The organism is Exiguobacterium sp. (assembly GCF_020832205.1).
Taxonomy (GTDB): domain Bacteria; phylum Bacillota; class Bacilli; order Exiguobacteriales; family Exiguobacteriaceae; genus Exiguobacterium.
Window position 1 is genome coordinate 1 of the sequence record NZ_JAFIFD010000057.1, and the last position, 20,730, is coordinate 20,730.

A 20,730-nucleotide genomic window follows, 5' to 3' on the forward strand; every position below is an offset into this window, starting at 1 on the left:
GTCATCCATCACGCTCACATATTAAATTTCACAGGTGACAGTTATCGTGTCACGCATGCGTTGTCGAAACACTAAAACCTAGCTGGCAAAGTTCTGTACTTTTCGTTGCATTATTGTGCACATTTGTATTGCAAAATACACCAACTTATAAACCACAAAAATATCTCCTTCAGTTGTGGCTTTTATTGCGTTATTTAACTCAGTTCTATTATTTTTTCGACTAGATATTTTTTCTACATACATCACTAACCTTAATCCCTTTTCATCCGCATACTTCTCTATAGCATGTTCTTGCATATCTAAGTTCTGCTCTCCTGTACTTACACGACAGTATCCAATTACTCTATTCATAAAGTACCAACCTTTCTATTTTCCCATACGTTTTATATACATACTATATTAGACGAGTTTATAGACAAAAACCACAAAAAAAGAAAGCACAAACGTTCATTTGTACTTTCTTACTAATTTATCTATAAAACGATGGTTTAATAGACAAAATATTATTTGATTTTTATTTCAAATTCTTGTTTTAAAATTTCTATCGTATGGTTTTCAACACCATCATTTGTACCAAGTTTACCACGGAAAGCTCTGATTAAGATAGATTCTCTGATACCTTCCAATTTTAGAGTAGTATCTTTTATCAGTTTCAGCACTTCTCTTTCCTTGTGTAGCATTTTTTCAATCTTATTCACTACTTGCTTTTGCTCTTCAATTGGGGGAACAGGAACAGGTATACGACTTAATTCTTTTTGGTTTATTTTAGGAAGTACTGATCTTGATCCAGCTGTAGATGCTTTTTCAACAAAAACTGGAGAAAGCATATACCAGTAAAGATATTTAGTCTCTAAACAAGTATTAATTGGATACATATCAGCGCTACACAAACCTTCAAACGGTGCAATGATGACTTTCGATAAGTATGGTCGTATTTTAGAATATAGAATCTGCTCCTTATAAAAATAATGTTTCGGACTTTTCACTTGCGATTCTTGTATTGTTTGATAGTTTAAAAGCTCTCCCGTATACTTCCTGATATTATCGGGAGCAATATGAGGAAATTCTTGGTACAGGCTTGGATCCACTAAATTTGAATTAACTTTTGCCACTTCGCCAAATGTTCTCCATTCCCATTTGCTTGGAAGAGAATCTTGATTCCCAATTATACTGTAGTGTTCACCCTTTACTTTATGAAGTTCACCACGAAAAGCTTTTTTTAACAATGCATCTCTTCGCAACGTCGAAGCTTCTTGAACTTCCTCAAGTATTTCTTCAATCTGATCGAGCTTACACAAAAGTTGCTCAATTTTTTCAACAATCCTTTTTTGTTCTTTTAAGGGAGGTAAAGGTAACGGATAAACTTCCAAATATTTTTTAGGAACGCGTTGTTGACCAACAGCGCCAGTCATTTTAATTTTAGCCTGTTTTCTAAAACTCTCTGTTCTCAGTAAATAAAAAAGATAATTTTCATCAACAGCTTTTGTTGCACGAAGAACATGAAACTCAGTTGAACCAAATCCAAATTTATTCTTCAGATCTTTAGCTATAACAACGTTACCATTTTCCATACATGGAGTAATTTTAGCAAAAAGAACATCGTTTTCTTCAAAATAAGTATATCCTTTTTTAACTTTTTGAAATTCTCGTTCTTCTAATCTCTCTATCCTTCCTTTTTTTGCACTTACCATACCCATCGGTAAAAAACTGCAATATTGCTCATCTGGAACCTCTAATTTTGGTTTAGTTGGATTTATAGTAACTACTTGACCTAGATTTACAAATATCCAATTGTTCGGTATTTGAAATGGATGGTCGTTCAAAGGTAAACACAATTCTTCCACTAATTCATTTATTTTTTTTCTACTCTTACTCAATTTTTAATTACCTCATTTTTTTCAACAGTACTTAATTCGTCAACGATTTCACTTAACAAGGTTATTGCACTTTGAAGCTTGAAGACTGTATCTTCTGCTGACTCAAGCGGATCTGGTAAAGTATCGTATTTTGAAAATGAATCGTCTATTATAAGACCAACATCTAAACTATCATTATTTTCGGCGATAGATTCTCTTGTGAAGACATTCCATCGAGGGTCATTTACTTTAGAGCGGTCTGGAGCAATGTACGCTTTCATGAAGTTTTCGAAATGAGACATTTCAAGTTGATTTCGTTTCCCAAAAGTATTCATATTTGTTCGAAGATCATAAACCCAAACGCCTTCTGTATTGTCTCGCTCAGTTTTACCTTTAGTAAAGAATAGAACGTTAGTTTTAACACTTTGAGCGTAAAAAATACCTGTTGGTAAACGAAGGATAGTATGCAAATCACACTTGTTCATTAAGTCTCTTCTAATTTGAGTTCCTGCACCACCTTCAAATAGTACGTTATCTGGTACAATAACCGCAGCCCTAGCTTGACCATCTTTATTCAATCCATTATAAATTAATTGTAAAAAATTTAGTTGTTTATTCGGTGTGTCATATGTCAAATCGTCCCTTGTTACTCGTTCACCCCCTTTTTTTGTTCCAAAAGGAGGGTTTGTAAGAATGACATCAAAATTTTTCATCCATTTGCCGTTACTTGATAAAGTATCACCTTGTTCTATACGACCTTCAATATCATGTAACAACGCATTCATTAATGCCAAACGGTGTGTATCCTTTACAAGTTCCATTCCTGCAAAAGCTTCATGCTTTTGAAACTCCACTTCCTCTACACTTAAATTGAAATGATTATCCGTTTTTTCTTTCACATGCCGATCTGCTGCAATCATAAAACCAAAGGTTCCAGCAGCAGGATCAGCACAACGTTCTCCTGGTTTTGGATCAATCAATTGCACCATTACATCAATCAAAGGACGAGGTGTAAAATATTGACCTGCTCCTGATTTTGTCTCACTCGCATTTTTTTCAAGCAAACCTTCATAAAGATCCCCTAATCCTTCTTGTTTAGCATTGTACCAATCAAGTGCATCAATAGACTTGATAATTTTTTCTAAATTTTTTGGTTCTTCAATGCTAGTAGAAGCATCACTGTAAACGAGACGCAATTTATCATTTTCGTTGCTACCTAAATCAAGAAGAAGTTTTTGATAAAATTGTTTCAATAGTAAGCCTTCTTTTTCAATAAGATCATTCCAACGATATCCTTCTGGAATGATCACTTCAGTCTCTTGCTCCTTCATCATTTTTAAGAACAGTAGATACGTTAATTCTGTTACATATTGTTGATAATTAATTCCGTCATCCCGTAATACATTACATAGATTCCATAATTTTTTTACAATTTCTTGGTTCGTCATTTTACTCCTCCAAATTTCCTATTTATACGATTAGTTTATAATTAACTAACTAATAAGCAAGTCAATTTTATTATTATAACGCAAATAGTGCTGCTAAATTAAGTCAGCAGCACTATAACTATACTATCCTACATACAAGTTATCATTAATTGTCGCCACAATAGGATCAATTAAATCACCAAATTCTCTTTGCAGTGTTCTAAAACCACCATTACTCTTAAATGGTTCTTCCATAAATGCATCTTCTGATGTAGGCGCCAAAACAGGGAATAACAATAATTGTTTTTCAATCCGTTCTAACCATTTTTTCTGCCTCGGTGTCCAATCATGAAGAACATGTACCTTTTGCATCGCATATTTGATGCGAGTTTCATGATCAACTAACGCTACACCAAGAGCGGCTTGGCGAATAAAGCTAATGATATCTGCAGCAATCTCTTCATTCTTCGCTTGCTTCCAAGCTGTTTGTAAATGTGATTGCTTAAAACCTTTCGTCTCCAAAATTGTGATAAGTTCTCGCAAATCTTTTCTAGTCAAGTCTTTTGGACGAGTACAAATCAACTGCAGAGCTGGTATTTCGTTCATATTGTCTTTTACGAATTGAACAAATCCATCTAAGTAATCTTCAGGGCGCTCATTTCCCTCTCCATATCCTCGACTCACTTCTGTAACTTCATCTTCATGAGTAGAGATATATCGACGACCTGCTTGGGCTTTGTACTCTCCCATATACTCAAATAAGATTGAATGATCAATGGCTTCTTGAGGTGAGTAGTTCTTCACTTCACTAATCCAGTCATCAATACTTTTCCCGTCAGATAGTTCTTCAAATTTCTTTTTGTCCGCTTCATTCAGTCGTTGCTTACGACGTTGTAACTTGGCGGTTAATTGTTCACTAAAGAAACTCACTTCTTCTTCTGTTTCTGCGTTAGCTAACCGCTCATGCAATTCTCGAATGCTGTGATTTTGACTTTTCACAACAGGCTTCATTTCTGTATATTTCTGAAGTTTATCATATATCCCAACGGCATCATAAATATTAAAATGCGTTTTATTGATCTCAGGACAAAGTCGCGTCGCACGACCAAGCATTTGGTCGTAAAGAATCCGAGATTGTACACGTCGCATGAACACAATATTCGTAATACTTGGCACATCAATACCTGTAGTAAGAAGATCAACCGTAACAACTACATTTGGCAATCGTTCATTTTTTAAGCGTTTAATCGCTTCAAGCGGTTTGTAAATAGAACCCGTAATTTTTACAATTGAATCGTCTTCAACCTCATCACCACGGTCTTTAAAAGCCTCTTTTAACAACCGTACAATTAAATCGGCATGCTGATCTGTGGCAGCAAAAATAAGTGTCTTTTCTTTACCCATAGGATCAATGTACTCTACAAGCTTGTTTAATATAGCCCTGTTAAATGGTTCGGTAATAACTCGCTTGTTGAACTGTTCAACTTCAAAATGAAGAGTATCTTCTACTTTTTCTAATTGAACTTCATTGTTCTCAGCATCGTATACTTCTACTTCGGTGTCTTTTTCAAAAGTAATCCCTAACGTCGATAATTCGGTTTTAAATACATATGGAGGTTCATGATCAGTTAAAAAACCATCCAGAACCGCTTCACTATATGAATACTTAAAGATTGGCATCCCAAATATCTCCGTTGTATGAAGAGCCGGCGTTGCTGTAAGCCCTAAACAGGTTGCATCAAAGTAGTCAATAACACGTCTGTATTGGCTAATGTAGTCGTTCTGGTCTTCAAACAATAGTTCATCATTTGTCATTTCTCGATCGCTAGTATACCCTCTGTGAGCTTCATCCACGATAATGAAATCATATTGCCCTACACTTGGTGTACGGTTTTGATCGCTATAAAACAATCGATGTACCATCCCCTGGACAGTGGATATATGAACTCGAGTCATAATTTCAGGTGTTAAATCATCTAAAGATTTAACATCGTAAATACTTGAAAACGGCAATCCTTCTATTTCTGTATCTTTTAATGCGTTTTCTGTTTGGATACCAAGAGATTTACGATCGACTAAAAAAAGAATCCGTCGACTCTTTTTCGCTTTAATCAAACGATACATAAGTGCAAGTGCAGTTCTTGTTTTTCCCGTACCAGTTGCCATTGCCACAAGCATTTTACGTTGTCCTTCTTGCATTGCTTTTTCAGCTGCTAATACAGCGTTTTGCTGGTAATATCGTAATCCAAACTTCGTAATATCCTCTTCCTGCAACTTTTCATTTGCTAATTCATCGTTTTGACTCAAAAGTAATTGTAAATCTTCTGGTGAATGCCAACCTTCAAGTGGACGGGCATGATCCGTTGGTTTACGAGCATCCCAAAACCATATCCCTGACTCTTCGTGTAACTGTCTTAAGAATGGTCTACCATTAGTCGCATAAAGAAACGGTACTTTATAATCACCTTGTAGATTTAATAACTGTTCATCTCCAACTGAAGCTGCATTTCTAGCATAAGTTTTAGTCTGACTCTCTAAAACAGAAGGTATATTTTTATGCTTTGCTTTGGCTTCAATTAGCCCAACAAGTTGCAAGCCAATAAAGAGTGCATAATCAACTCGCCCCCTCCCAACTTTCCATTCAGCTATAGCCATGTTCTTATTTTTTTCTGGCTTTGTTTTATTTGTATACGCATTTAAATTAAGGGTGTCAGCTTCCCAACCTGCGGAGCGTAGTTTTTCATCGATAATCATTCTTGTTTCAGCTTCTGTCAGGTATTGATTTCGACTATTGTTTTTAGCTTTCTGTCTACGTTCCTTTTTCAAATCGGAAGTTACTAATTTTGCATCTTTGCGAATAGTATCTAATTCTTCTTCTAGATGTTTGACTTTAAGATCATATTCTTTTTGTAATTTATCCAGTTCTAACCTTTCTTCTCTTTTACTCGGGTCACAATAAGAAGGAGCTTCAAAGTTCCAATCTCCGTATACTTCCATAAACCAGACAGATATACGAAATGCAAGATGGAGCGTCGCTTTTGCCTCTTCAACTTCTCCATATTCCGCTCCATGAACAGCTTTGTTACCCTTTTTACGTATTGTCTCAAATAATTCAATTAACTCGGAGTGAAGAATCCCTTCTTTCCTCAACTTGTTAATTCGATCAACTTGTTTTGTATCATAAGTTTCTTGAAAATTTTCAAGAGCAAAAATATATTTCGTCATCGTCTCAGCAAATAAACGTAACTTCATTAGTGTAGTATGGGGATCAATGTAAATATTTCGTTCTGCTGATTCTCCTAAATTAGCTAGAACCGACCATTTATCATTTAAAAAGGAAAAATTACTTTTCATAGTCACCACCACTTTATCTAGTATTTGTAATCATTATATCATCGGAGTGTATAAGATTTACAGAACGTTCATTTTAATGAGTTGTTAGCCACTTTATTGTAATACTTTAAACTAGGCGCTAATCTAAATCTTATTATTCATTTTTCAATAAAATCGATATTTTATTTAATAAAAAGAGGCTTCATTTACGAAGCCCCTCTTTCATCACAAACTCCTATTGCGCCACCTTTAAACTTCTTATGATTTGTCCTATATTGAAATTCTGCTTCTCCTACAGCCCATTGCCCAGTATGTTCATTGTGAACCCATCTCGTATAGTAATTCTTTGAAATAGTATTATTAATATCAAAATGTATGCAATGTAGTATTTCTTCCTCATGTAAATTTTTCAGGTACTCTACAATGGACTTTCTAACTATCCCGGTATTTTTTGCAATAGTATCAATTTTAATATATGAGAGTGGATAAGATGTTGAAGAATAAAACATATAAGCAACAATATTAAAATACGTCGCAAATATTTTCGGTCTGTAATTACTATTCATACTTGCTATTTTATTTATATCTTTGTAAAAAACTTTAGCAAATCCCATATCTTCATCCTTCCCAGTAGGTTTAATAAAGTAAGTATTTGCGTGTTTTAAGTGATTTATTTGATTGAACATCTCAATATCTTCATATATTTCTATATGACCTTCTGTTTGAAGTCTTAGAAGCGATTGGTTAGTGCGCGTTTTTGTCGAACTTTGTTCCAGGTTCATTCCTAGACATTTCATTAAGTGATTCACTCCAGTAAATGCGACTCCTTGAAAGTTATTAGCAAGTGTCTTAATTACCGCTAAATGATATACATCTAGATCACCGTACTTGCCCAGTTTTTTCGTTTCAATTAATGACTTAGAAAGCATGATGAATGACTCTCTATTTTCTTCCTGCAATGATTTTGATGAATTATTTTTACCCAACTTACTTTTACTCCATTTCTACTTTTAATTTTTTGACTTTTTTAATTAAGTAGACAATCCACAATCCCTACAGCAAATGAGGCTCCGCCGAATGCTGTTCATATTTATATCTACTTATATTTTTGTATCTAATTTATCTTCTATCTATTCCTTACTTATTATCACCAAAATATCTATATAATTTCTGGGATATTTAACTTTCATGGTGTACCTGGTTTACAGGTGTCTTTTTTTAGGGATGTATCCAAAATCTAAGTGTAGTTATCGAATAACCGAATAAACCCTAACCAAAATTCAGGTACGCTTTTTATTTTGTTAGTTAACTCGTAATGTTTTTTTGGAGTTTACTTAACTCTAATTTCAGTAAACACCTTACCGGCAATTCTTATTTTAACTTCAGTGAAGTTCCGATTCTTCACTTTCTCAGCAATATGATTTAATAGCATTGGTCCTAGAGTCTTCTTTGAAATATCTTTAATTATTTCTCGAATAATTTTGGTACCTTTAGAGACATTACATGATTTACATAATATCCACGCATTCTCAGAAACACTAGCCTTGTTAGGATTACATATATTTTGGGGAAGTTTGTGATCAACTTGCAAATTGAACTCACTACCACATATTTGGCAAGCGGTCCCATAAAGTAAAAATGCTTTTTGCTTTTGTTCATTACTAAACTCCCCACCATTTTCTCTGCGTATTTTTTCTCGACTGTTGTTACATTCTCGACAAGCAGATGTTAAGCCATCCTTTTTACTTTTGTCTTTAGAAAATTTCATTTCATCTTTTTCCATAAAACATTTCGTGCATTTTTTTCTCATTATTAGTGGTAGTCAATTACTCTCACTCACTCCCACTTCTACTACCTACCCTCACTTTCTTATCTAACTTTTATTTTTCAAATATAAATCGTCTGGATGTTGAAAACGATTAATACCTCTCAAATCACATTATACTAAATACGAAATCGGCTATTTTCTTAAGTAACAGCAGCAAAATATTAAGGAAACGTGCAAAATGCACAACCTAGAACTTTTTTCGGAAATCTTAACTTTTTTTATTTTTGTCTTTATATCTTCTAAATCCAGGTTTAAAAGAGTTAGTAAATTAATGACCTTTAATAAACTTGAACCTAGTTTACTTGTCTCGTCTCGATAATTTTTTTGGATCCCTTCATGTGTAGCTTTGGCAGCTTATAAAGACTTTTTGAGTCCATTGCTTTAAGGATTGACGGGATCTGCATTTGTAATTACAAAAAAAGAGCAACTAGATACCAGTATCATTTAGTCGCTCAGAATATTCGTATTCATTTTCGCTTACTTTATACTAAAGTCATTTAAGGGACTGTACAGTTTCCCTATCTCTAGAATACTTTCTTGTTCAAGCCCTCTTAAGTATTTGACCGTCATTTGTGTATCATAATGTCCTAGTAAGCGACTTAAGCTGTATACATCGATCCCGTTCCGTAATTGCTTCTGAGCAAAATAATGACGACAGTCGTGAGGAGAACATCTTACTTCGGCTCTTACCCCGGCATTCTTGCAATGTCTTCTTAAAATCTTATTTATGGTAGAACGGTGCAGTTGGACAGCAGATTGATCTAAAAAATAATAATTCTCTATTTCTTCATTATTTTTATGCTTAAAACGCTTCTTTCTTTCTAGTTCATATTTCCTCATATATCTCCGCATCGTTTTACTAATATATACTAAACGCTGTTTTGACCCCTTCCCGTGAATCAAGATGCTCTTTGAAGAAATATCATTCGTTGTAATTGATATTAACTCTGAAACACGAATTCCTGTATCGAAGAGTACTATTAATATGAGTTTGTCGCGAATGTTCGAATACGTTACTTCTTTCACATCATTAATAATCCTTTTAACTTCATCGTCATTAAAAGTTGTTATAACTCGCTTTTCTTCTTTGAGATTTTTAATTTTTCTCATCGGATTTTCTGACTCACCTATGAATTCCTCATCAATCAAGTAGTTAAAGAACACTTTCAAAGTGGCAATATTGTTATTGATTGTCGCCGCTCGTTCACACCCTAATTGCTGGTGATGTTGGATATACTTTTTTACATGAATAGCTTTAACCTCTTCAACATATTCTACCCCCATATGAAGTTTCATAAATTCTTGCCATTTGGTTAATCTCCATACACACATCTCAATATACTTTGATTGTCTTCCTTGAATTTGTTGATTAAGTTTAAAGTCATCCATCAACACTAAAATTTCATTCATAAAATCAGCTCCCTTTCATTCACAAATAACGTGAGTAAAAGAGAGCTGATTTTGAAATAGAATTGTTGCAGGTGATTGGATTTATCATTCATCTACAACTAGAAACCGTTGATACAAAAGCGTTCAAACGCCCTTAACCTAACATCGTCACGCCTTTTATTCCCACTCGATCGTTGCCGGCGGCTTCGACGTGATGTCGTACAGCACACGGTTGACGTGGCTGACTTCATTGACGATGCGGACCGAAATCTTCTCAAGCACGTCCCAAGGAATACGCGCCCAATCCGATGTCATGCCGTCGATTGACGTAACGGCACGGACGCCGACCGCATAGTCGTACGTACGCTCATCGCCCATAACCCCGACAGAACGAATCGGCGTGAGAACGGTGAAGTATTGCCAGATGTCGCGTTCGAGTCCGGCTTTTTTCACTTCTTCACGGAGAATCGCATCCGATTCGCGAACAATCTCAAGTTTCTCTTCTGTGATCTCACCGAGGACGCGAATCCCAAGACCTGGTCCCGGGAACGGCTGACGCCATACGATGTAGTCTGGAAGGCCAAGTTCCGTACCGAGTTCACGAACTTCGTCTTTGAAGAGCGTGTTGAGCGGCTCGATCAACGTGAAGTTCATGTCTTCCGGAAGTCCGCCAACGTTATGGTGCGACTTGATCGTTTGCGCTGTGTCCGTCCCGCTCTCGATAATGTCTGTGTAAAGCGTTCCTTGGGCAAGGAAGTCCATGTCGACAAGTTTAGACGCTTCTTCGTCAAACACGTAAATGAACTCGTTGCCGATGATTTTCCGTTTTTGTTCCGGATCAGAAACACCTGCGAGCTTCGCCATGAAACGGTCACGCGCATCGATTTTAATGACTTTCATGTTAAAACCGTCAGCGAACGTCTTCATGACACTATCCGCCTCGTTTTTACGGAGCAAGCCGTGGTCGACGAACATACACGTCAACTGGTCACCGATGGCCCGGTGGACGAGTGCCGCGACGACCGATGAATCGACACCGCCAGACAAGGCGCAAAGTACTTGCTTGTTGCCGACGATCTCACGAATTTTCTCAACTTCGATGTCGATGAAGTTTTCCATCGACCATTCACCTTTGGCGCCACACACTTCATAAATGAAGTTCTTCAAAATATCGTTTCCGTATTCTGAATGACGAACTTCCGGGTGGTATTGAACCCCATACATTTTAAGGTCATCGTTTTTAATCGACGCGACCGGGCAAGACGGGTTCGTTCCATCGACAGTGAAGCCGGCTGGTGCCTCCATGACGAGGTCGCCGTGGCTCATCCAAACGGTATGTTCAACAGGAAGACCCGTGTAGAGCGCTGAAGCTTCCGGTGTCGAGAACAACGTCGCTTTTCCGTATTCACGATGCGCCGCACGCTCGACACGTCCGCCGAAGTGGTGGGTCATCAACTGCATACCGTAACAGATTCCGAAAATCGGAATACCGAGCTCGAAAATTTCCGGGTCGCAGCGATAAGCGCCTTCTGCGTAAACACTGTTCGGGCCGCCCGAGAAAATGATGCCGGTCGGGGCGAGTTCACGAATTTCTGCAGCAGTCATCTTGTGTGAATGAAGCTCACTGTATACACCGAGGTCACGAACTCGGCGTGTGATCAACTGGTTGTATTGTCCTCCAAAGTCGAGCACCAAAATCATCTCTTGTTCCATTTTCACAAAACCTCCACCTTTCTGCCTTCTTCTCAAAAAAAGGACGCGCCTCTCCCACGGATTCACCAAACCGAAGAAGAAGCACGTCCCATTTCTTTGTATACGAAACGTGCTCCTTCATAGTCGGTCCATTACGGTGGTCCGGTAGAGACTCTCGCGCCAATTCACGAGTATATACGAAGGAATGCATTGTTCAATTATCTAACTAATGCGTCTATCTTACTGTATGCGCCTTGTCACTTCAACTCATAATTCGGCGAATCATGATTTTCCAATATTCTTTATATTTCGAATTTGGAGGCTGATCCGCGTAAATCGTCTGCTCAAACAGCCGGGTCAAACGCGTCATATCTTCGGTTTCATAGTACGCATCGACTTCTTTCGCCAGTTCGGACGGGGTCCGACCGTCGACTTTGAATCCGGCCGTACGCAATCGCTTCACGAGATAACGATGCATCCCGACGAGGCTCGACTCGCTGAGCGGACGACGCATCCACCATTGCAACATGAACGCCCGCTCGATCGCCTTCCGGTTCCAAACGAGGAAAGCGACACCGAACACGATCAGTACCCAGCCCCAGACCGGTATATTGCGAGACTGTTCCGGCAACTCTCCTGGAGCCACATCGTCGATGGCAATGTCATCTTGCGGGCGGTTCGTCGGCTCGTTATCAGTTGAAGATTGCGGATCATTTGAAACCGGGTCAGAACCAGCATCCGACTCCGTCTCGATTTGAAGTAAGTTCGCCTCAGAGAAGCTGATCGTCGCTTCGAGCGGAACCCAGCCTGCCCCTTCCACGAAATACTCGATCCAGGAGTGGGCGTGACGATTACGGACGGTATGCTCGGTTTGCCCTTGAATCACACCTCGGGCATCGCCCATCGTGAACCCTTTGACCCAACGCGTCGGGACGCCGTTTGCGCGAAGCAAGACAGCCGCCGACGTAGAGAAGTTATCACAATAGCCGAGCTGGGTGTCGAACAAGAATTGATCGACGTAATCCGTGTCACCTTCCGGGGTCGCAACGTCTTCCGTATTGTACTCAAAATCTCCTGAACGGAAATACGCCTGGACGGCTTGCGCCTGCTCATACGGCGTCTCGCTGTCAGCCGTAATGTCGGCAGCTAAGTCTCGGACCCGCTCCGGAAGTGTGTCCGGCAGTTGCAAATACGCCTGTTGCTCTTCGTCCGTCAACGTCGTCACCGGTTCATTCAAGTTCAGCTGGGCTTCCGTGAATGCCGGGACGCTGTAGCGTAACTGAATCGTCCGTGGGGTCGCCTGATTCTCGTTGTCGAACACGATTTTCCCTGACGGCCGAATGTGAATCGTCTCGTTCGGGAATGTTTCTTCAATATTCCCGACTCGGAACTCAGTCCCATTCTCCGTCTCGGTTGCTTGCGGATATTCGCCGCCGTACGGCACGAACGTCTGGCGGCGGTCAAATCGGAGAAGCGCTTGCTCGGGCGTCGTGTCGACGTCTGAATCGACAAGCTGCCCGCGGTTATATTCCGAATCAAGCACTGGTGACTCGACCCAGCCTTTTCCGGTGTAAATTTCTTTTGCTTCGATGCGCCAATACCGGGCCGGCACGCCGCGCGCGATGAAGACAATCCCGTCATCTTGTTCAAACGGACCGCCAAGCTGTTCATCGTTCACACCGTACCCGACACGACCGGTACTCGACTGCCCTTCATTCACGGCATTTTGAAAACTCGTCGTGATTCGGTCCGACCAATCGCCGTCGAGCGTCGGGGAGACGCTCGTAAGCACAAGAATGACTGCCGCGAGTAATGCGATGCTGACGTAACGGACGAGCGATTTGCTCGGTCGTTTCGCCAAATCCGTGACGAATAACAAGAAGAGCGATGCGAGGATCGCGAGTACGATTTGATTTTCCCCGTCATAAAGCGTCCACGTATCAAAGTACGCCATCAATCCGAGCGTCGAGACGATCATCCCTAGCACAAAACCGTAGCTCGGGTACGTCCGGCCGACGAGGATGGCAAACAAGACACCGATGAGCGCCATTGCCGAGAAGAAAATGGCTTCTTCCGGTAATTCCCCGCTCAACACACCGCTCAAATCTTCAAGCCAGATTCCGAACCAATCGAGCAAGCTCCCATGATAGACGTATAACACAGCGATGAAGTTAAAGAAGACGACACCAATCAACCCATACCACGGGAGGAGACTTGCGAACATCGGCACGAGCAACAGGAAATAAAACGGCCACATTACGTCGAACGTCGTACTGCCGACGATCGGCTCGACCCAAAACGACAACAAGTATGCGGCTAGCGCCGTATACGCGATTCGTTTCACCCACTCGATCATGTCGTCACCTCGCTCGCCGTGTAAAGATGATAGCTGCCTTGCGTCTCATGCATGAGCTCTCGAACCCACTTCGTCTCGAACGGGCTGATCAAGATGAGGTTTCCCGCCTGTTGTGGCAAGTTGCGTTTTACTCGTTCCACGAGACGCCCTTCTGCTTCCGGCGTCGCCGTCAACAAGTAATGACCGACTTCAGCGCTTTGGTCCGGCAGATGGAAGAGCCGAACCTGTTCTTCGATGACATACAGTTCAAACGGCAAGTTTTTCCGTTCGAGCTGGCGAATCGCCCCGACGAGGAGGGACAAGGAGCGTTCGAACGCTTCTTCGTGCCCGTCTGTCGCCGATGGGACGAAAACGAGCGATAACTTTTTCTCTTGTTCTTGGTCGAACGTCTTCGTCATCAAGTTGTCTCGACGGGCCGATGCTTTCCAATCGATACGGCCGATGCGGTCGCCGGCTGCATACTCGCGCACCCCGCTCGTCGTGTTTGCGACTTCTGTGTATGTCCGTGTCCGGCGATACTGTTCGCCCCGCCCGCCGACCTGCTCATCTCGGGGCAAGTCGAAAGGAAGTTCGGCCGGTGAGACTTCGACGACCGTCTCAAGCCGAAGCGTACGCATCCGGTCAAACAGCCCGAACACATCACGGACATGCAGCCGCGTTCGGTCGAAAACGTGAATGCCGCGTTTGATTTGTTCGATTTCATAGTGGACCGTCTCTTTTCGGCGAAAAAAACGGTCAACCGGTGTGACGACCGGGTCGCTCATGTCAGCGAGACGTTCCGGCGGTGTCTCTTCAAGCGTTACGACCCCGACGAGAAACGGATACTTCCGCTCGATTTGAAGCTCGACGTCCATCGTCTGTCCGGAGACGAGACGCTTCGTCGTGACACGGCGTGACACGTTCGCCGCCGTGACCGGATAGACCATGAAGAGCGTCCAATACACAGCCAAGACAAGGAACGACCACCAAAGCGTCGACGCGACGATACTTCCTTCGATCCGCGCGAACGAGTAAAGCCCGAATGCCGCCGCCCAGACAACGAACAGCTTCATCCAGTTTTTCATACTTCTTTAACCTCACGATCCATCGGAACCGGGAGTTCGTCGAGCCATCCTTTGACGAGTTGGTCTGCCGTCCGGCCTTTATAACGCGCTTCTGCCGTCAGTAAAATCCGATGACCGAGCACGCTCGTCGCAAGCGCCTTGACGTCGTCCGGCAAAACAAAATCGCGGCCGTGAATGTACGCCCACGCCTGGGATGCTTTCATGAGGGCGAGAGTGGCCCGCGGGCTACCACCGAGGTACGTGTTCGCGTCTTTTCTCGTCTCATGGATCAAGCGGACGATGTACTGTTTAACCGCGCTCGAGACGTGAACTTGTTTCACCTCGCGTTGCATTTGTTCGACTTCATGCTTCGTCACGACGCTTTGAAGCGCCTCAAGAGGTTCTGCCTTCTCAAAGCGTGTCAACAGCGCCACTTCTTCATTGAATGATGGGTACCCCATCTCGATCTTCAGCAAAAAACGATCCAATTGGGCTTCAGGGAGCGGATACGTCCCTTCGTGCTCGATCGGATTTTGGGTCGCCATGACAAAGAACGGGGAAGGTAATATTTTCACTTCACCATCGACGGTGACGCTCCGTTCCGCCATTGCTTCGAGAAGGGCCGACTGGGTCTTCGGGGACGTCCGGTTGATTTCATCCGCTAACACGATATTTCCCATGAGCGGACCTGGACGGTATTCAAACTCTTTCGTCTTCTGGTTGTACATCGAGATCCCTGTCAAATCGGAAGGCAACATGTCCGGGGTGAACTGGACGCGTTTAAAGTCAAGGTCGATGGCTCGGCTGAACGTACGGACGAGCATCGTTTTCCCGACACCCGGGACGTCTTCTAGCAATACGTGACCGCCGGCAAGCAATGCGGTCAAACTTTTGGCGATGACATCCTCTTTCCCGACGATCACCGTCTCGATGGCATTGATAATGGATTGAACAGCTGGACGATAGGACATGGCCGACTCCCCTTTTTTCTCTTGTTCGCTACAGTAATATAATTGAATGTTCTGATTTTATTGTGACACATTCATATGACCGATTGAAAGAAATACAACGCATGAATGGGCTATTCCTTCTTTACCCGAAAAAAGGCGCCCTGCCTCGTGATAAGGTGGGCGCATAAATATTTTTACTTCGGTCGCTCGATTTCAAACGACTCGCCAAGTTTGGCATAGAAATTCCCCGCGAGCCGGCTCACAGGTGCCAGCTGTTCCGCGTCGATCCGACCGGCATGATAGAGGTCCGGCTCGATATGGAAACGGACAACACGGGCAATCAACAGATCGGCCGTGACGATCCCTTCGTGCTCGATCGGGACGTGATGATGCAACACGCATTCCATTCGAATCTTCGCTTCTTTCACACCTGGAGTTTGGATGGCTTCACTCGGGACGGTCGTGAACGTCGTACGATCCAGCTCACTTTCTTCCGGGCCGAGCGTCGCTGCCGTCTCGTTCACAAGCGTGACGTTCGATTCATCGACAATATGGATGACGAGTTCCTCGGTGGCGACGGCATTTCGCGCCGTATCTTTCATCACGCCATTCTTTCGTTGAACCGAGACCGAGACGAGAGCCGGATGCGCGGCGACGATATTGAAGTAGCTGAACGGAGCCGCATTCACGACGCTTCCGTTTCGTGTCGTGACGAAAGCGATCGGACGGGGGACGACACTTCCAATCAAAAATTTGTACGTGTCTCGCTCTGTCAAAGCGAGCGGGTCGATGGAAAGCATAAGGCACCTCATTTCTAGTTTTCTCACCTTTACGCTAGTCGCTCCGAATCGGTTCTGTCAAACGAAAGCGCATCGAGATGTGTAGCATTTGATAATTCGGGGTATATCGCTCTAGATACGCCGATTTAGAATAGAGACATTTACAGTTGCACATCGAGTGAGCAGTTCGGTTTTCATAAGAAGAAACGTTTTGTATATTGCGAGTATCAAATGAAGATAATGGAGATGGTTTTTGGCTAAGGAAGGAAGTAGAGCGTATTATGGGCAAGTGGATTGAACAATTGAACAGTCGTCAAATCCTCAGCATCTTGTATGGCGTTTGCATCACGAGCCTCGTCTTGACGGGGATTGCCGCCTGGTTCATCCGAGACGGGGGAGTCTCATCAAGCGAGTTGTTGACTCTCCGTTGGATTTGGATGATTGGGTTGGTCATGTTTATTAGTGCCATTTTGTTAATCGGCCGCCCCCTCATCAAGCGGATGGCGACCCAAAACGAGACGATGCGGATGAAACATGAAGAGCTAGAGCACGTGCTCGAAGCATCGAAACAGAACGAGACGAAGCTCCAATATCGAAACGAGTTGATCGAAGTGTTGGCTTCGAAAGAGTCGCTGTTCGATTACTCGTCGGTCATTGAAAAGATTGTGTTGTTAACGGAAGCTGAATTCGGTGCCCTCCTCCTCGTTAAAGATGGAGAGATCAGTTCGGTCGTCCCGAAAGAGATGACTGAAGAACAACAAGAGAGCTTGAAGACGAAGTCCCTTCTGTTGAAGCGCGCCATGATTTCAAAATTGCCGGCCGCCACTTCTAAAAAAGTAGCCGACGATTTGCATGAGTATCCGTACTATATATACGAAACGGTCATCCCCGTCATGGACCCGTCCGATGACAAGATGATCGGTTGCTTGTATCTCGCCCGTTACGATGAACAATTCGACGCGAGTGAGAAGTCAGAGTTGAACGCATTCGCGAACCAGCTCGCCATTTCGTTGTTGCGGATGCGGCTTTATCGCCAAATGCAACAAGATCGAAAAGAGACGGCGCAACTGATCAACTCGGTGCGCGAAGCGATCCTCTACCTCAACTATGAAGAAGAATCGATCGTCGGAAACCGCGCCTTTATCCGTATGTTCGACGACTTACAATTTGATTACCACGGCTACGAAGAACTCGCCGACGTCGAGATCGATATCGATCAGCTCGCCGAACGGGTCGACCAACGCGAACAATTCATCAGTTACGTCGAACATGTCTTCGACCGCAATCCGCCTGAAGATGGGCTCTCCATCTCGCTTGACCAAGGTGACTGCTTCCTCCAAGTGTATGCCGAAAGCATTTACCGCGACGATAAATTGCATGGGACGATGCTCGTCTTGCGGGACGTGACGGCCGAAACCGAAATCGATCGGATGAAGTCAGAACTTGTCTCGACTGTGTCGCACGAGTTGCGGACACCACTCTCATCAATCTATGGGTTCACAGAACTGATGCTCGAGCGCGATTTGAAAGACAGCCGCCGCGAGTTGTATTTAAAAACGATTCACGATGAGGCGAAACGCTTATCGTTCCTCGTCAGCGATTTTCTCGACTTGCAGAAGATGGAGGCCGGAAAGCAGACGTTCGAGTGGGAACGAGTCGATTTATATGAGCTCGCCCGCGACAGTGTCACGTTCTATCAGGAAACGACTGACCTCCATCACATCCACCTCGATGCCGATTCGTCGCAAGACTTCACCATCGAAGCGGATCTGGAAGGGATGCGACAATTGCTCAGCAACTTGCTCAGTAACGCGGTCAAATACTCACCAGACGGTGGCAACGTGCTCGTCTCGCTTGAGCGCCTAGAAGACCAAGTCGTCATGAAAGTCCGGGATAACGGAATCGGGATCCCATCATCTGCCTTGCCGAACTTGTTCGGGAAGTTTTATCGCGTCGACAATTCGGACAGACGAAAAATCGGCGGGACCGGACTCGGGCTCGCGATTTGTAAAGAAATCGCGAAAGCTCACGACGGGCATTTGCATGTGGAATCCGTATATGGTGAAGGCAGCACGTTCATCTGCGAATTGCCGACCTCAAAAGAAGTCGTTCATCAATGAGCACGGCCGGGAATCCCGGTCGTGTTTTTTCCACCGATTTCGTTTTTTAGAAGGATTGTTTTGGCATAATCTAGAAAAAGACAAGCACTAGCCTACAAAGTGTATATGCGGCGTGACCTATGCGATTATTGTCCTACGCCGACATGAGAAAAACAGCTATACTAAACAGGAAGAGATCGACACGATTGGAGGTCATGAAGTTGGATCATCGCGACCCACCGACATTTTCAGAACTAGGTGATTTTAAACAATGGGGACGTTTTGACGTGACGGTCCCGCTCCAAGGAGGACCAACCGAGCTCCAAAAAGCTGTGACGACGGTCCGCAAGCACATCCCGCTTCGTCTTGGCGGCTTCTATATCATCGCGAACGAAGACGGGATCCTTCATAGCGGCTCCCATGACTCGAACTTGCAGAAGCATATCATTCACCTCCTACAACAAGTGCACAATGAGCACACCGAGATCGAAGCGCTAAAGAACGAACCAAATTGGACTGTCCACTACTTCACCACACCATGAGAGACGATTCGGGCGTCTCTTTTTTTGTGCGCAAAAAAACGCCTCGTAAAAGAGGCGTTATTCGGATTGCGACATAATCGCAATTACTTTTTCATAATATTCGGTGGAAAGTTTGTATTTGCCGTTTTCGCGGAGGACTTTCGCAAGCCATAGTGCGTATTTTTTTGTATACATATACTCATCGTGAGATTCAAAGTATGCGACAGCTTTTTTCAAACTAATCACCAAATTATTTACGTTTTTTTCTTTAAAATGATTTAAATATATATCAAAGTGATGCTGGAATTCTTCGATGGAACTTTCTTTTCCCATTAAGTCGTATCCCACATCCAACCACTCTAAAACACCATCTGTGTTTTTTTGAGTTGAGTTAACTTCTATTAACGACAATACACTGTACAATTTGCTTCTAACATCAATCTTATACTCGAAACTTTCTATAAAATATTGTAACGCCTTATCTTGGTCCCCCAATAACGAATAGATCTCACCCATATTGTTGTAAAGCATACCATAGTAATTTTTCAAATTAGTAGCACTAATTACTTTAATAGCTTTTTGATAATGGGACAAAGACTCAGAATATCTTTTTCGACGTTTATACGACAATCCAATAATTAAGTGACATTCAACAATTCTCTCCAAACAAAAATTTTCTTGAAAGTAATTCAGTGCAAATTTCACGTTTTCAATAGCTTGAATGTTGTCTGTAAATTTGTAATATAAGCCTCCCATGATATAACGTATGTCCGCAACTTCCCAATCAGGAATACCTGAACTAGGCAATTGTTCATTTAATTTTTCCACTAAATCAAAAGCTGTTTGTTTCTCATTTTGTTGAAATGTTTGGAGAGCTTTAATTAACGCGTATCGTAACTCATCATCTTTATCAAGTTGATCCACTAGCCAACCAACTTCAGTGACGTACCTTGTTTCTCCACCCGGCATCATTCCGAAACGTGCTAATGTCACCATTAAAGTGATATATAGAGTTTTAGACTGTTTCACAGCCGGATGATTAACATACTTCACTATATCTTTTCGTTTTTCATGATCGTTTCTGTTTAAAATGGCTTCTTTTAAAATACCACGAATTTCTTCCTTAACTTTTTCTACTTGATAGCTAAAATCAAAATATAGTGGTACGTCTAATTCCAACCTTTCGAAAATAAGCTCTAGTACTTCTTCACTAGGTGAAGTTTGATTGTTTTCAATCTTACTTAAATAAGAGACCGAACATATCCCTCGAGCAAGGACGGTTTGCTTCATATTTTTCCGCATACGCTCTACTTTTATTAGGTTTCCATAATTATTTTCCATTTTAAGTAGTAGCCCCTTCGCCCTAATTTTGGGTAGTTTTTAATAAAGTATTTTATAACAGCTATATGAATCAGGAAAAAAAATATGAAAATCAAAAATAAAGAAGCTTTTTAACT

At 42.3% G+C, this 20,730-nt stretch carries 15 protein-coding genes and 1 riboswitch; of the genes, 2 read left to right on the forward strand and 13 right to left on the reverse strand.

Translation table 11 applies throughout. The features are described 5' to 3' along the window. Positions 1 to 78 precede the first annotated feature (78 nt). The 12 genes from JJU47_RS14460 to JJU47_RS14515 form a co-directional block, all read right to left on the reverse strand. Positions 79 to 351 carry a recombinase family protein gene (locus JJU47_RS14460; RefSeq protein ID WP_228620749.1) on the reverse strand — a complete coding sequence of 91 codons (273 nt, stop codon included), beginning with the start codon at positions 349 to 351 and terminating at the stop codon, positions 79 to 81. A 152-nt stretch (positions 352 to 503) separates the two neighbouring features. Beyond that, positions 504 to 1,877: a restriction endonuclease subunit S gene (locus tag JJU47_RS14465; RefSeq protein WP_228620751.1), complete on the reverse strand. Its 1,374-nt coding sequence runs from the start codon at positions 1,875 to 1,877 to the stop codon at positions 504 to 506. Then, positions 1,874 to 3,304, reverse strand: coding sequence for a class I SAM-dependent DNA methyltransferase (locus JJU47_RS14470; protein WP_214697235.1), 1,431 nt, complete (start codon positions 3,302 to 3,304; stop codon positions 1,874 to 1,876). The genes JJU47_RS14465 and JJU47_RS14470 overlap by 4 nt, the downstream gene beginning before the upstream one ends. Before the next feature lie 123 nt (positions 3,305 to 3,427). Next, the gene (hsdR, locus tag JJU47_RS14475; protein ID WP_228620753.1) at positions 3,428 to 6,637 is read right to left on the reverse strand and encodes a type I restriction-modification system endonuclease; all 3,210 of its coding nucleotides are present in this window, start codon (positions 6,635 to 6,637) and stop codon (positions 3,428 to 3,430) included. Between the two features lie 185 nt (positions 6,638 to 6,822). Further along, positions 6,823 to 7,602, reverse strand: coding sequence for a hypothetical protein (locus JJU47_RS14480; RefSeq protein WP_228620755.1), 780 nt, complete (start codon positions 7,600 to 7,602; stop codon positions 6,823 to 6,825). A gap of 344 nt (positions 7,603 to 7,946) precedes the next feature. Beyond that, entirely contained in the window at positions 7,947 to 8,399 is a 453-nt protein-coding gene (locus JJU47_RS14485; protein ID WP_228620757.1) for an HNH endonuclease, read from the reverse strand. A 522-nt stretch (positions 8,400 to 8,921) separates the two neighbouring features. After that, complete coding sequence (locus JJU47_RS14490) at positions 8,922 to 9,854, reverse strand: tyrosine-type recombinase/integrase (RefSeq protein WP_228620758.1); 933 nt, start codon at positions 9,852 to 9,854, stop codon at positions 8,922 to 8,924. A gap of 156 nt (positions 9,855 to 10,010) precedes the next feature. After that, positions 10,011 to 11,546: a glutamine-hydrolyzing GMP synthase gene (guaA, locus tag JJU47_RS14495; RefSeq protein WP_300998010.1), complete on the reverse strand. Its 1,536-nt coding sequence runs from the start codon at positions 11,544 to 11,546 to the stop codon at positions 10,011 to 10,013. Positions 11,547 to 11,646: 100 nt separating this feature from the next. Then, positions 11,647 to 11,746: riboswitch (purine riboswitch) on the reverse strand. Positions 11,747 to 11,787: 41 nt separating this feature from the next. Then, entirely contained in the window at positions 11,788 to 13,881 is a 2,094-nt protein-coding gene (locus JJU47_RS14500) for a transglutaminase domain-containing protein (protein WP_228620763.1), read from the reverse strand. Further along, positions 13,878 to 14,945 carry a DUF58 domain-containing protein gene (locus tag JJU47_RS14505; RefSeq protein ID WP_228620765.1) on the reverse strand — a complete coding sequence of 356 codons (1,068 nt, stop codon included), beginning with the start codon at positions 14,943 to 14,945 and terminating at the stop codon, positions 13,878 to 13,880. Before JJU47_RS14505 ends, JJU47_RS14500 begins: the two co-directional genes overlap by 4 nt. Then, positions 14,942 to 15,895: an AAA family ATPase gene (locus tag JJU47_RS14510; protein ID WP_228620767.1), complete on the reverse strand. Its 954-nt coding sequence runs from the start codon at positions 15,893 to 15,895 to the stop codon at positions 14,942 to 14,944. Before JJU47_RS14510 ends, JJU47_RS14505 begins: the two co-directional genes overlap by 4 nt. Before the next feature lie 173 nt (positions 15,896 to 16,068). Continuing rightward, positions 16,069 to 16,674, reverse strand: a complete 606-nt coding sequence (locus JJU47_RS14515; RefSeq protein WP_228620769.1) for a flavin reductase family protein — start codon at positions 16,672 to 16,674, stop codon at positions 16,069 to 16,071. Positions 16,675 to 16,934: 260 nt separating this feature from the next. On the opposite strand from JJU47_RS14515, the gene JJU47_RS14520 reads away from it, so the two are divergent. After that, on the forward strand, positions 16,935 to 18,773 hold the full coding sequence (locus tag JJU47_RS14520) for an ATP-binding protein (RefSeq protein ID WP_228620771.1): 1,839 nt from the start codon (positions 16,935 to 16,937) through the stop codon (positions 18,771 to 18,773). Positions 18,774 to 18,973: 200 nt separating this feature from the next. Further along, positions 18,974 to 19,294 (forward strand): hypothetical protein, encoded by a 321-nt coding sequence (locus JJU47_RS14525; RefSeq protein WP_228620773.1) that lies wholly within the window; start codon positions 18,974 to 18,976, stop codon positions 19,292 to 19,294. 57 nt (positions 19,295 to 19,351) lie between these two features. On the opposite strand, the gene JJU47_RS14530 is transcribed toward JJU47_RS14525, so the two are convergent. Continuing rightward, positions 19,352 to 20,614 (reverse strand): helix-turn-helix domain-containing protein, encoded by a 1,263-nt coding sequence (locus JJU47_RS14530; protein WP_228620775.1) that lies wholly within the window; start codon positions 20,612 to 20,614, stop codon positions 19,352 to 19,354. Positions 20,615 to 20,730: the final 116 nt, after the last annotated feature.